The following is a 13,465-nucleotide window of genomic DNA, read 5'->3' as shown; positions in this document are numbered from 1 at the left end:
ACAATGTTTATGAAGAAAATAAGTTTTATAGGGCTTATCGCTTTGACACTGTCGTTCATTCCCCTTAGTGGCTTTGCACAGACAGTACAAGAGAAGATGATAACCTGCCTTGTCTTGACCGAAACGAATGGAACAAAGACCGAGTTTGCTTTGGAGTCATTTCCTGTTATAACCATAGAGGCAAACAACCTTGTTATTACTTGTAAGGATCAGAAACTCACAACAGCACTGACAGGCGTGCAGGATTACCATTTTATTGAGAAGAAGGTGCCGACAAGCATTAGTAGTGTGCCTTCGAATGACCAAAAAAATGGGTCTAATACACCTCAATTCTCATTCAGTAATGCAGAAGTAAGTGGATTGAAAGCAGGTGCAAGAGTGGCTATTTACAATCTTAATGGTACACAAATCAGTTCTGTAACAGCAGATGGTGAAGGACGAGTTGCCCTTGACCTGTCATCATTGCCAAAGGGTGTCTACATCCTCCGCACACCAACTAAGAGTTTTAAGTTTATGAATAAGTAAGAATAACATTAGAAATTAAATAGAAAAGATATGAAGAAAATATTACTTCTCCTTGTTGCCATGTTCGCTTTCATTGGCAACATCAATGCACAAGTATGGGATATGGTTGTGACACATAACGATGGTACCGTACAAGTTATCAAAGCATCAGATGTAAAGAACGTTACTTTCCAATTGCCTGATCAGAATGCTGACCAAGTTATCATCAAGGAACTGTACACAACAGGTGTACCAGACGATAAAGACCCCAAGAAGTTCTTCCAATCTGACAAGGGTTTTATCCTCTACAACAATGGTGGTAAGACAGCGGTAATCAGCAACTTGGCTATTGGTATGTTAGATCCATACAATGCACATGCTGCAAATGCATGGTATAGTGCAAGTGCGACAGAGCCATCTTATGTATCACAGGGATGGGTTCCAGCAGCTTGTGGTATATGGTACTTCCAGAATTCATTGGTGATTGAACCTTACTCACAGGTTGTTATTAACTGTATGGGAGCAATAGATAACACCAAGACCTATTCAAAGAGCGTTAACTATGCCAACAAGGACTACTATACAATGTATGATCCAGAGTCTGGTTTCAACATGACATCCTATTATCCAACACCGGCTGATGTTATCCCAGCCAGCCAATACCTAAAGGCAGTAAAATTTGGACAAGCTAATGCTTGGCCACTTAGTCAGACATCTCCAGCTTTCTTCATCTTCCAGACAAAGAACACAACACCTGCTGCTTTCGCAAACGATGCAAGCAATATCACATATGCACCAGACAAGCCAAAGACAAAAGTTTATGCTGTTTTGAAAGTTCCTACAGACTGGATTATCGATGGTGTTGAGGTTTATCAGGAAATTAAAGAGAGCGAGAGTAAGAAGCGTTTCGGCTCTGACGTAGATGCTGGTTATGTAAAACAGACTATCAAACTTGGTCATAGTGTATATCGTAACGTGGATGCTGTAGCTACAAAGAAGATTGAAGGCAATGCCGATAAGTTGGTTTATAACTATCAGTATGGCGCAGACCCAAGTCATATCGACGCTGAAGCATCTATGAAGAAGGGAGCAAAGATTGTCTACATGGACACAAACAACTCTACTGCTGACTTCCACGAGCGCAGTCAGTTCTCACTGAGAGACAAGTAAAACAGATGATAAAAGAACATAACCTGTAAGATGAGATATAGGTTCATGACACTTATACTGGCAGGAGTAACCCTCTCTGCCAGCCTCAACGCACAGGAGCAGGCTAAGGATAGTCTGCTCCATCGTGATTTTAGCTTCGTTGCCAATAGCGATGCATGGCTGAGGAATGACAATGCAGCGGCCTTAGCACGATTCAAGACAAAGAACATTTCCTTGGCTGAAGTGTATGTGCAGTATGGCAAGGGAGGCTTTGTCAACTATGATGCGTCGCCACGTACCGTGCAGGCGGGTGCTAACGTGTCTTCATTCTATCGACTAACAGACAAGATTGTCTTGTCGGGAAGTATGCGTTATGACAACTTCTCTGGGCGTAATATGACTGGTTCGGCGTTCATACAAACCCAACGTCTACCGTTCGATATTGTCGAAGACTCGCTAAATAATGCTGGCACAAAGCATCGTGACACCTATAATCTTATGGGGGCATTGTCTTGGGAGATATATAAAGGACTTGCCATTGGTACAAAGGTGGACTTCACTGCGGCAAACGTTGCTAAGTATAAGGATTTAAGACATAAGACAAAGCTGATGGATTTAGCCCTCACCACAGGTGTCTATATACCATTACAGCCTTTTAGTCTTGGTCTTGACTATACTTACCGACGGAACACAGAGAGCGTAATCTTTAGTACCTACGCTTCAAATGCACAAGAGTTTACGTCTTATATCAACTATGGTCCGTGGATTGGTAAGACTGAACCCTTCAGTAGTTCGGGCTTTACTGATAGCAATAGGGAACAACCTATGCTCAATGAATATCATGGTTTAGGTTTACAACTTGGCTGGGAAATCCTACCACATCTCTCATGGTTTAACCACTTGGACATGGCTTATCGCAAGGGTTATTATGGTAGGAAGTCACCCTATACGATTGTTCACACCAATCATCATAGCCATATTTATGACTACCAGACACGCCTCTCTCTGAAACTCGAAAAGCAGATACATCATCTTGACTTTAGTTTCTCAAGCGAGAATCTTGTCAACGAGATGAATGCTTATCGTTCTAACAAAAACAAACAAGGGGCATATTTCTATCAGTATCTTGACCCGGTAAAGAGTGCCAATAAGGCGTGGAACGATGTGCATCTTGGCTATACAGGCTATTATGGAGTGACAAACGAGTTACCTCTTTGGACGATAGAAGCGGGCACTAACTTCGCTCATCGCAAGCAGACAGGCTACAGCTACCCTTACTTCCGACGTCAAGACATCCACACTACAGAGGCTTATACAAGTCTTACACGTAACCTCCTTTTCCGAAAGGGAGTACTTTCACTACAAGCAGGCTTTGCCTATAAGAAGGGAAAGGGCGATGCTTTCGAGGATGGAACATTAGCTAAACCATCTGACAAGCAGAACGGTTTTCCTACGATAGACGTACTGATGTATCGTGAGTATAAGTATCTTACAGACCCACAATACTCCCTCCAGCTCGGACTTAAATATGCCTTTGTCCTTCCAGGAACCAAGCTGAAGACCTACACTGCCTTCGACTTCACCCATCGTCACACCAACGACGGCAACGCTTATCTCATAGGTAGGAACTATTCAACGGGCAGACTGACCATTGGTTGCACCTTCTAACAGTCTTACTATTGGTCAGCACGAATGGTGTTAAGCGCTTGCACAAGTAGTGTTGGGCCTCCGCACCACACGTGCGGAGCACTTAATAGAGTACGATATGCTATTAAGACGAAGGCAACTCATCAATAGAAAGACATTATCCTATAAAGAATAAAAATCAGACAGACATAAAAGAATTATAAAAGGAATCACTCACATATTATGTTAATGAACAAAAGAATCATCAATGCGCTTGTACTCCTGCTCCTCGTGACAGGTGCTATGGCGCAGAATGTCAGTACCGACAACAGCTTCCGCATAGGTAAGTTGAAGAATGGTATGACCTATTACATACGCCACAATGCTAAGGAGAAAGGAATAGCCGACTTCTACATTGCACAGCGTGTGGGAAGTATTCTCGAAGAACCTAACCAAAGAGGATTGGCTCACTTCCTTGAGCACATGGCTTTCAATGGAAGTAAGAACTTCAAGAATACCCCTTCTTCACCAAGTATCGTTCACTGGTGTGAGGCACATGGTATCAAGTTCGGTACCAACCTCAACGCTTACACCTCCGTTGACGAAACGGTTTATAATGTTAGTTCCGTACCAGTAAAGCATGAGGCAACTATCGACTCTACCCTACTTATCCTCCACGACTGGAGTCACTACTTGGACCTTGAGGACAAGGAGATAGACAAAGAGCGTGGTGTCATTCATGAGGAGTGGCGTACTCGTCGTGCTGGTATGGCTTCACAGCGTCTGATGGAAGAGGCATTGCCAATCGTCTATCGTGGTACGAAGTATGAAGACTGTCTGCCAATCGGTAAGATGGAGATTGTAGACAACTTCCCTTACAAGGCACTTCGCGACTATTACCACAAATGGTATCGCCCAGACCTACAAGCAATCATCGTTGTGGGTGATATTGATGTAGACCAGATGGAGAAGAAGATTCAGTCTGTCTTCTCTGCTATTCCTATGCCTGAAAATGCTGCTCATCGTGATTACTTCCCAGTGAATGACAACGACAAGATGATTGTAGCCTCATTGAAGGATTCAGAACAACCTATCATGCTCGTTACACTTTATATGAAGCGTGAGGCTACACCCGATTCAGAGAAGTCTTCGGTAAAATATCAGCGAGACGGATATGTTGACGACTTAGTCTCTTATATGATTGGCGAACGCCTTAACGAGATGCAGGACAAGAATCCAAAGCCTTGTTTGAGTGCTTCTGCACGTATGGGACAATTCTTGATTAGTCGTACAAAAGATGCCTTTGTCCTCTCTTTTGGTGCTCGTCAGGAAGATGTAAAGGGTTCGTTTGATGCAGCAGTGGGTACGATTGAGCAAATCCGTCAGCATGGTTTTACTCCGTCAGAACTTGCTCGTGCCAAAGCTTTCCGCCAGAAGGTGATTGACCGCCAATACAATGAACGTAACGACCGTCGCAATTCATACTATGTACGTCGTGCAAAGCAGAATTTCCTCGATAATGAACCCATCACCACCGAGGCTTACGACAAGCAACTCGATGACCAGTTCTTTAATGAGGTGACACTCGACGAGGTCAATGAGGCTATGCGTGAAGCCATCACGAATAAGAATCAGGTGCTTGTTGTATATGCACCAGACAAAGCTGGAGTAAATGTTCCCTCAGATGCGCAGTTTGAGCAAATGGTTCTCGATGCACAGGCAAAGACCTATCCTAAGTATGTCGAGAAGAAGTTGGACGATAAACTTATAGAGACGTTACCGAAGAAGGGACGTATCAAGAGTGAGAAAGCAGGCTTGCACGGAACAACGGAAATCACCCTGAGCAATGGTGTGAAAGTTTACTTCAAGAAGACCGACTATCAGAAGGATGCTGTGACACTGAACTTCTTTGCAGAAGGTGGTTCTTCCCTCTATCCAGCCAAGGACTTGATTAACACACAGTTTATCTCAGCAGCTGTAAAAGAAGGTGGTGTTGGCCGTTTCAGTGCAACAGAACTCAATAAGTTCTTAGCTGGCAAGACTGTTCGTATCAACGCTGGTGTAGGCAATGAAACACAGTCTATCAGCGGTAATTCATCTATCAAAGACATCCGCACACTGTTTGAACTTACTTACTTGTATTTTACCAATCTCCGTCGTGATGATCAGGTGTTCCAGTCAGAAGTTAACCGTATGCGTTCTTTCCTCACCAACCGTGAGGTAAGTCCTAACGTTAGCTACAACGACTCTATCGCAGCTATCGTTTACGATAACTCGCCACGTGTACAACCACTCAAGGCTGCATCACTTGACAAGGTGAGCTATGACCGTGTTCTTGAGATTTACAAGGAGCGTTTCAGCAATGCTTCCAACTTCAAGATGATTATCATGGGTAACATTGACATCGCTCAGTTGCGCCCTCTCTTAGAGCAGTACATTGCTTCTCTACCATCAACAGGCAAAAAGGAAACCTTTGCGAAGACTTATCCTGACGTGCGCAACTGCAACGAGACTCACCGCTTTGAAAAAAAGATGAAGACGCCATTGGCACGTGTAACCATCTTCTACACATGGGACGAACCTTATACAGCGAAGTCTGATTTAGAACTCGACGTCTTTAAGCGTGTATTGTCTATCGCCTATACCGACTCTGTCCGTGAGGAGAAAGGTGGAGTATATGGTGTGAAGCTGCAGCAGAGTCTAAGTAAGTCAAGCAATCCTCACGCCATGTTGAAGATTGCCTTTGATACCGACCCAGACAAGTATAACATGGTAATGCCGATCATCACAAAGCAGATTGAGCACATTGCGAATAAGGGTCCAGAGGCAGTAAGTCTGCAAAAGGTGAAGGAATACCTCCTGAAGCAGTACGACCAGTCTTCTGTTACCAACGACTACTGGCTCTACGTGATATACAACCAGCTGCGCCACGGAGTTGACTTTGACAAAGACTACAAGACAATCGTGCGCAATATCACAGCTGCTGACATCCAGCGTATTGCCCGCAACCTTATCAAGAGTAACCGCCGTATTGAAGTGACGATGCAGTCTGAAAAGGGAATCTAAGCCGTTCTATATTATAGATTGCAAAAAGTAACCCTACTTAACCCAAGTTTAACACCCACTTTCGCCTAATTGTTACTGTCACTGTACTTTTCTCGTTTTTCTTATGGGCTCTGTGTCCTACAAATTTTATTCTTTTTGAATGGTGAGTGTTTTAAGTTCAACTTATCGTATATCTGTTTTGCTTGCTTTGAAGGACTACTACATTGGCGCATCTCGATGGTTTCACCTAATGGATTCTTCCCTTTTGTGGTGACGAGCTTTTGGGTACTCATACGTCGTACTATCTCGGTCCAGTAACAGGATTCTCCTTCTCGTTTTAATTGACAACGGATAGTGTTTACCACCCAGTAGGCTAATAAACCGAAGAAGAGGTGTGCATCGCTTCGCTCATCTTTCTGATGATAGATTGGACGGAGGTTGAGATCATTCTTTAGTTGTCTGTTCGTACATTCTATCTCACGAATGAGATTGTAGTATTCCCATGTTACACGCTCAGAAAGTGTCCTGACATTGCTACGGAGGAAATAGACTCCATGCCCAGATTCCATTGCCGAGAGGTCTTTTATCTCCCAGTCTACACGTAGCATCTCCTTAGGTTTCTTCTCATTTTTTATGTAGCTTATCTGGTAGAACTTCGCTATAGAAGGGTACTTCTGTATGGCACGTCCTGTACGTTCAACAACCTTTGCATAGGTTTTTGTTCCACCTTTCTTGGAGATTCCTTCGTTTATCCTCTGCAGTTCCATCTCAAAACGCTCTCTCCAGACTCTGTTCATGGACGACTCTGTCATAGCTTTCGAAGGAGATGTTATTTCGAGATAATAATCCTTATCATCTTCTGTCTTAATCTCTTTCAGCGTTATCTTCTGCCGACGGGCATCCATAACCGTAACGCTCTTGTTATCATCACTGAGCGTATAGTCTTTCATTTTCGTACGGGATACGCAGAGATAATTGTAACCCTTTTTCTTTATTAGCTCCAAGTTCTCTTCCGTGGCAACACCTGCATCCATGACAACGAGCGTATCCTTGGTTCGTGAGGGATTCCTCTTTGCTAACGTATCAATCATATTGGGTAGAGACTTGGGATCTGCTGTATTACCCTCCAAGATTGAAGAATAACGTATAAAACCTTCTTTATTGATACATAATGCAAGTACAAGTAGCTTACAGTCAGAGCGCTTTTCTTTTGATCGACCGAACTTGGCTTTATCGCTGTTACGCTTGCTACCCTCGAAATAGAAGTTGGTTAAGTCGAAGAGCATCAACTTGTTGTCTATATTAAAGAGAGCGTCAGTAATGCTGCACAGATGACGCTCTAACTGTTCCTTTAGTTCATATAACTTGTCAGTGATTTTATACAGAGAATTGATTCCTGGTGTCCAGCCAGGAACTCCACTATAAAGTTCAGCGGCAGCCGAGTTATCGCGCAAATAATAATAAGATGAACGTTCAGAAACTGCATATACCGTGCGAACAATCAATGCTGACAAAGCCGTGTGTATCGCATTTTCCGTCCACCCATTTTTGCGCAGAAAACCCTCTAATTGCAGCTTGTCTATTGTCTGCTTGCAGAGCCACTCTGCACCAACATTCCTTGCGTCAGTATAGTTTGCCGTCTCAAGGTCAATGTAGTTCTCATATTTTCTCAGCGACCTCTGCTCTTCCTTATTAAACCGATCGATTCCACCTTCTTTCTCCATACGGCTCCACCATTCGTCAGCCTTTGCCTGTTCAATAGGAGTAAGACCGTCAAGATGTTTTTTAAAAAGCGAGGGTGTACTTCTGGTTTTGAAGCGTTCGCTAAGAGCGTATACAATTTTTCGAACCTGTACAGCAGTAAGTGAAGGTTCGAACCCGATGTTCAACAGAATTAGCGAATGTACATGACCCTGCACGTCACGATATGACTCCTTGATGCGATAATAAGGAGCCATGTCCCCTGTGGCAGGGTTGAATCGTGTCTGTACATTTGCGTGCATGAGTGCAAAGTAACAAAATAATTTTGATATGGCTGTGTCCTACAAATCAGATTTTACTCCTCGTTACAATACCCTATACTTGATTATCAATCATTTATCAAATTGATACTACACAAAACATCCCGAAAATTTATGAAAAATAATTTTGCCGGTTAAACTTGGGTTAAAACAGCCATATCGAAACCGGAGTGCTTTGATATGGCTGTTCTTCTTTACTATTGGTGTTCGAGAGAATTTATCTCTGACCTTATCAACATAGCCAAAACTTAGACATTAGAATTCTTGCTATTTAAAAGAGATTACAATAGATGAAATCCCATCAGGGCAATAAATTCGAAAGATATATCCTTTGGTAATGATTGGTTAGCCTTCTTAGTCAACTGAACTTCATGTTTCCCACTTTGCACCTTACTGATTGTCATAAAGTTAAAATCAATCTTCTGAAGACCATTTCTTAAAAATTATAATCGATCCAACAATTCTTTTGATGCGGTCTGCTTATTTTTATCCAACTGTAACTTACCGAGGTTATAACTCAGTTTCACTATCAGTGAGCGTGTGTCACCATTAGTATGCATGGATGTTTTTATATTATTGTATTTCATTGTCCAGTTATTACCATGGTCTGTGTGGAAAACATCATTAAAGGCAACGAGTAATGTAAACTTATCTTTGAACAAACGATGCATATAAGTCAGATTCATAGTCCATGACTTCTCGTGATTGAAAAGCGTACTATTTCCTCCACTATCATAAGATCCATCAAAAGCAAACATAGAATAACTACTTAATGCCCATTGTCCATCAACAGAGAAATACCATGATGGCTTACCACAGGAATATTCATTACCCAAATAGTTAGCCTTGACAAAAGGCTTGGTAAACGAACCAGTTATGTCTCCTTGAATTGGTCCTAAAGAGTAATGATAGATAGCTGTTGCAACAATAGTGGATGACTTATCAAAATTTATAGGTATCCATTTAATATTCTTATTATCAATTGAGACATCTGTCCATATTGGTAATTGAATTATTTTATTCTTGTTTTTATTATAAACTACGGACGTATGGAAATTATTATACTGATAACTTACCTTCAGATTTGTGGTAATACTGGGTTTCAACTGTGGGTTACCAGCCGAATACGAGATTGCATCATAGTAGTAGAGACCTGGATTCAAGTCATTAAAAGATGGTCGTGCAATAGTCTGTCCTATAGACAATCCAATTGAAGAGTTCTTCGTTAAATTCTTTTTCATTACAAGGTTTGGGAAGAAATGCCACTCCGTAGAATCTGTAAACATCCCTGAAGTATTCGTTTCTAACTTCCGAGAGTTAGTTTCCATTCGCAATCCTCCTTGTAGATAAAAGTCCTTGAATCGTTTAGAAAGCGAAAAATATGCACCAATTAGAGATTCATTTGTCTTGTAGTCTTCTGCATCTGTGTTATATAAATACGCTCCAGTACTACTCATGGTTAATCCAAAGACTCCCATTGATAGGTCTGCCCACTTTCTTTGAGTACGATATGAAAGGCGAGCCCCAGCGATATGATATCGACCTTCACTATTTGTTTTCACCACAGGATTAATGTCTGCCAACCCAGTATCATGAGAATGTTGGAAAGTATAATCTGCCACGAAAGATAGATTGCGTGTGGCATCGATTTTATTATTGTAATTTACGCTTGTACTATGCATATAGTTATTCCCATCTTTCCACTGGAAGAATGCCATCTCATTGCCATTCATTGTCTGCAGTGTCGGTTCATGCTCATTAGTACGGCTCACATTGCCCGTATACTGAATACCCATAGAATGGCGTTTATTTATGTCCCAATCCATTGAATAAAAGCAGTTAAAGATATTTCCTTTACTATGTGTACGTCTCTCTTTTGCACTTTCGATGGTCTGTTGAGGGAGATACACTGTTTCTGTTGTATTGTCAATCTGCGTAGATTTGATATAAGAGTATCCCACAGTTAAAAGATTACTAACTTTCTTGTACCTCTCATTAATGGTAAGGTCCACCATATCCATGTAATGTCGAGCAAAAACAGAGGCATTAGATAGTTCACTGGAAAGAGTATTACCTAATAAAGTTTTAGTCGTAATGTAGACTACTCCCTTATTACTTGCACTATATTCTGCACTTGGACTGGAATCTACGATAATCCTCTTTATCTCTGAAGATGGTATGGCTGCAAGCTCTTGTACTGTCGTAACCTTACCATTGAGTACAAATGTTGGTGAGCCCCCTTCTAACAGTTGGAAATTAGAAGTAAGACCAGGAATTCGTTTAAGTATGTCGGTTACCTTCCCCAAATGCTGCAAATAAGAGTTTGAGATATCCACAGTAACCTTATCTAAGCTCATCTTTATTGTGGGTCGTTTCGCTTTCACGGTAACCCCACTCAACTCTGTGCTAATTTCTTTCATTTTAATAAAACCAACATCAGTTTCTGTACAAGTCTTATAAAAGTTTTGGTATCCAATGAAAGAGAATCTAAGTAGGTTACTATGATTATGGCTTTCTATATTAAAAACACCATCTTTATCTGTTACCACACCCTTTATCAGAGTAGAATCACCCTCAGACAATAACGCAACATTCACTAATGGCATTGGAACATTATGCTCGTCAACAACCTTACCTTTTATTAGTTGAGCATGTAACTGTACACATACCAATAAGTAAATGATAATTAATGCAATATTTTTTTTCATAACATTTGTTTCTTTACAGTATACTCTTCCAAGAAGTTTATCATACCTTCATCATCATACTGACAAATATCATAAGGCTTCTTGTTACTTTTATAATTCACTCGGTAGAGATTACATCCGCCATCACAAACTGGTAGGTATCTACAATTAAGACATTTAGAATCAGAAAAATTATCGCTCCCTTGGATAAATTCAGACATAATATCAAAATTATTTAATCCAGTTTCTAACGTACCAATAGATCGGTTTTTTATCCCGACATCAGCCCAACATTTATAAAGAAGACTTTCAGGATCTATCACATATCCAATAAAGAACCTTTCTATATTCCTATAGACCAAATAGGATAAGATGTATAATGTCCAAGTTGTTTGCTTTCATAATAGATTTTTAAAATTAAACTGTTCTTATTCATGATATAACATTAGGCACATTAATATGTGACTATCTGCTTTTGCAAAGCTATTATTTTATTCTTATTATAGAAAATTCTCAGGAAGTTCTTAAATCTATTTAACAAACATCTTTAATAAAGTGTTCAAAAATAATGAGCGTTGAATATCAAGAACTTATAAACGTGATATTGTAATAGAAAGGATCGAAATAACATTCTTCATTAGAATTTGCAGACTTTATACATGTAACTTATTGATAATCAACAATTGATTACACGCCTTATAACTGAATAGTCATTTAACAAATAGAGAATTATTATAAGATCCTAAACAATAAGTAAATACTCACACACTTGATGTTACAGAGATAAAAGTTGAGATTTTGCTGTCACTACTGTCACCCTAATTCATTAGTTAACTTGCTAAGTAACAGTAGGATTACATGAAATGTTAAATGTGACAGCAAAATGAAATTAAAACTACACGTGTAATAATGGGTATAAATTCCTTCTTACCATAGTAGACTTTATCACGCTATTACACAAAGACGCCCTAAATAATCCCCATCAAGCGGAGTACCGTTGGAGTAAGCAGGGCTGTGAAGATACCATTTAGCGTAATACCTAAACTCGCAAAAGCACCATACTTACTGCTATACGCCATCGCTGTGGATGCACCAACGGCATGAGAGGCGGCACCCATAGAGAGACCTTGTGCGATAGGACTATTTACATGACCATAGGACAACATTTTAAAGCCTACCAAAGCACCAATAATACCAGTGACAACCACCACGGCAGCAGTAAGAGAAGGAATACCTCCAAGGCTCTGTGTCACCTCCATTGCAATAGGTGTTGTTACTGATTTACTTGCCATTGAGAGGACAATAATATCAGGTGCGCCACAAAGCTGTGCTACGAAAACAACACTCACAATACCCACCAAACAGCCAACAAACTGTGACAGAACGATTGGTAACCACAGACGCTTTATGGCATCAAGCTGTAAATAAAGTGGTACGCCTAAGGCTACAACTGCAGGTTTAAGCCAGAAGTCAATCAATTGGGCACCTTGCTTATAGACTGCAAAAGAAACACCAGTTATCTTGAGATAGACAATAATAAGTACGATGGCTATCAAGATAGGGTTGAGTAACATCCAACCAGTACGCTGCTGTAGACGTTTGATGTAAAAGAAGGCAGCAAAAGTCAATGCCAAAATAACATACTGATTGGAAAAGATATCTTTACCATCCTGTATAAGGTCAATAGTCTGACCGATTGTTTCATCCCACGAATTCATTATTTTTCCTCCGTTTTAGTTATCTTATCCTGTCCGAGTAAAGCTTTGTCAAGTTCTATCCTTTCAGCTTCTTCCATGGCTTCAACCTCTTCGGTTTCCTCCAGCATCTTCTTCATCTTCTGCGCATGGGCACGATGATGAAGTAAGTCCATAGCCATCAACCGACGTTCAAACTTTATGACAAGTTGATGCATCTGTCCTGTAACAACAAGAACAAGAAGAGTACTGACTACTGTTGCAGTAACAATAGGGAACCATTGAGCCTTAATAAGATCAAGATAGAGAATAAGAGCCACCCCAGGCGGTACAAAGAAGAAGCCGAGATTTGCTATCAGAAGCTGTGACAATCGCTCCACCCAAGCTAACTTCACCCATCCTAACTTTAGAAAAAGTGTAAGAAGAAGCATACCAATGATACTGGACGGCAGTTTTATTCCTGTAGCCCAAACAATAAACTCTCCCAATGCTAAGCATCCGAAGATAACAAAGAACTGTCTTGCCATGTAAAAAAGTTATTATTCAACACCACCATCAAACATGATTGTTTGAATAGTTATAGCATTTAATAAGCGAGTGCAAAGTTATATCTTTTTTAAGTATCAAACGCTAATTTTCCCTTTTTTAATACTTTAAAGAATACCATTCGATGATATTTATCAAGCAGATAACCAATGAAATCGGAAAAAAATGCGTAAGTTTGCAAGTGATAAAAAGC

At 40.6% G+C, this 13,465-nt stretch carries 9 protein-coding genes; 4 read left to right on the top strand and 5 right to left on the bottom strand.

The features are described from left to right. Window positions 1–9: 9 nt before the first annotated feature. From J4861_RS06150 to J4861_RS06135, 4 genes are all read left to right on the top strand, one after another. A complete protein-coding gene (locus J4861_RS06150) occupies window positions 10–525 on the top strand; it encodes a T9SS type A sorting domain-containing protein (RefSeq protein WP_211817267.1) in 516 nt (171 codons plus the stop codon). Window positions 526–555: 30 nt separating this feature from the next. After that, window positions 556–1,674: a DUF4876 domain-containing protein gene (locus J4861_RS06145; protein ID WP_211817266.1), complete on the top strand. Its 1,119-nt coding sequence runs from the start codon at window positions 556–558 to the stop codon at window positions 1,672–1,674. A gap of 45 nt (window positions 1,675–1,719) precedes the next feature. Continuing rightward, window positions 1,720–3,321 carry a DUF6850 family outer membrane beta-barrel protein gene (locus J4861_RS06140; protein WP_249110883.1) on the top strand — a complete coding sequence of 534 codons (1,602 nt, stop codon included), beginning with the start codon at window positions 1,720–1,722 and terminating at the stop codon, window positions 3,319–3,321. A 201-nt stretch (window positions 3,322–3,522) separates the two neighbouring features. After that, window positions 3,523–6,345, top strand: a complete 2,823-nt coding sequence (locus tag J4861_RS06135) for a M16 family metallopeptidase (RefSeq protein WP_211817264.1) — start codon at window positions 3,523–3,525, stop codon at window positions 6,343–6,345. A 101-nt stretch (window positions 6,346–6,446) separates the two neighbouring features. Here the strand turns inward: J4861_RS06135 and J4861_RS06130 are convergent, their stop codons facing one another. The 5 genes from J4861_RS06130 to J4861_RS06110 all read right to left on the bottom strand — a co-directional run bounded on the left by J4861_RS06130 (window position 6,447) and on the right by J4861_RS06110 (window position 13,253). Then, window positions 6,447–8,327 carry an IS1634 family transposase gene (locus J4861_RS06130; RefSeq protein WP_211817263.1) on the bottom strand — a complete coding sequence of 627 codons (1,881 nt, stop codon included), beginning with the start codon at window positions 8,325–8,327 and terminating at the stop codon, window positions 6,447–6,449. 461 nt (window positions 8,328–8,788) lie between these two features. Then, window positions 8,789–11,053, bottom strand: coding sequence for an outer membrane beta-barrel protein (locus tag J4861_RS06125; RefSeq protein ID WP_211817262.1), 2,265 nt, complete (start codon window positions 11,051–11,053; stop codon window positions 8,789–8,791). Continuing rightward, window positions 11,050–11,355 (bottom strand): SPASM domain-containing protein, encoded by a 306-nt coding sequence (locus tag J4861_RS06120; RefSeq protein WP_249110882.1) that lies wholly within the window; start codon window positions 11,353–11,355, stop codon window positions 11,050–11,052. Before J4861_RS06120 ends, J4861_RS06125 begins: the two co-directional genes overlap by 4 nt. 645 nt (window positions 11,356–12,000) lie before the next feature. Continuing rightward, window positions 12,001–12,750: an LrgB family protein gene (locus tag J4861_RS06115; RefSeq protein ID WP_013264487.1), complete on the bottom strand. Its 750-nt coding sequence runs from the start codon at window positions 12,748–12,750 to the stop codon at window positions 12,001–12,003. Then, complete coding sequence (locus tag J4861_RS06110; RefSeq protein ID WP_004360760.1) at window positions 12,750–13,253, bottom strand: CidA/LrgA family protein; 504 nt, start codon at window positions 13,251–13,253, stop codon at window positions 12,750–12,752. The genes J4861_RS06115 and J4861_RS06110 overlap by 1 nt, the downstream gene beginning before the upstream one ends. Window positions 13,254–13,465 lie beyond the last annotated feature (212 nt).

Source organism: Prevotella melaninogenica, assembly GCF_018127925.1.
GTDB classification, from domain to species: Bacteria; Bacteroidota; Bacteroidia; order Bacteroidales; family Bacteroidaceae; genus Prevotella; species Prevotella melaninogenica_C.
Note: the sequence above shows the minus strand (reverse complement) of the source record. Positions and strands in the feature narration are given on the sequence as shown.

What these genes read in the sequence shown, in the direction of transcription:
- J4861_RS06150 (WP_211817267.1), top strand. Translation starts at nt 10, where the DNA reads ATGAAGAAAATAAGTTTTATAGGGCTTATCGCTTTGACACTGTCGTTC.
- J4861_RS06145 (WP_211817266.1), top strand. Translation starts at nt 556, where the DNA reads ATGAAGAAAATATTACTTCTCCTTGTTGCCATGTTCGCTTTCATTGGC.
- J4861_RS06140 (WP_249110883.1), top strand. Translation starts at nt 1,720, where the DNA reads ATGACACTTATACTGGCAGGAGTAACCCTCTCTGCCAGCCTCAACGCA.
- J4861_RS06135 (WP_211817264.1), top strand. Translation starts at nt 3,523, where the DNA reads ATGTTAATGAACAAAAGAATCATCAATGCGCTTGTACTCCTGCTCCTC.
- J4861_RS06130 (WP_211817263.1), bottom strand. Translation starts at nt 8,327, where the DNA reads ATGCACGCAAATGTACAGACACGATTCAACCCTGCCACAGGGGACATG.
- J4861_RS06125 (WP_211817262.1), bottom strand. Translation starts at nt 11,053, where the DNA reads ATGAAAAAAAATATTGCATTAATTATCATTTACTTATTGGTATGTGTA.
- J4861_RS06115 (WP_013264487.1), bottom strand. Translation starts at nt 12,750, where the DNA reads ATGAATTCGTGGGATGAAACAATCGGTCAGACTATTGACCTTATACAG.
- J4861_RS06110 (WP_004360760.1), bottom strand. Translation starts at nt 13,253, where the DNA reads ATGGCAAGACAGTTCTTTGTTATCTTCGGATGCTTAGCATTGGGAGAG.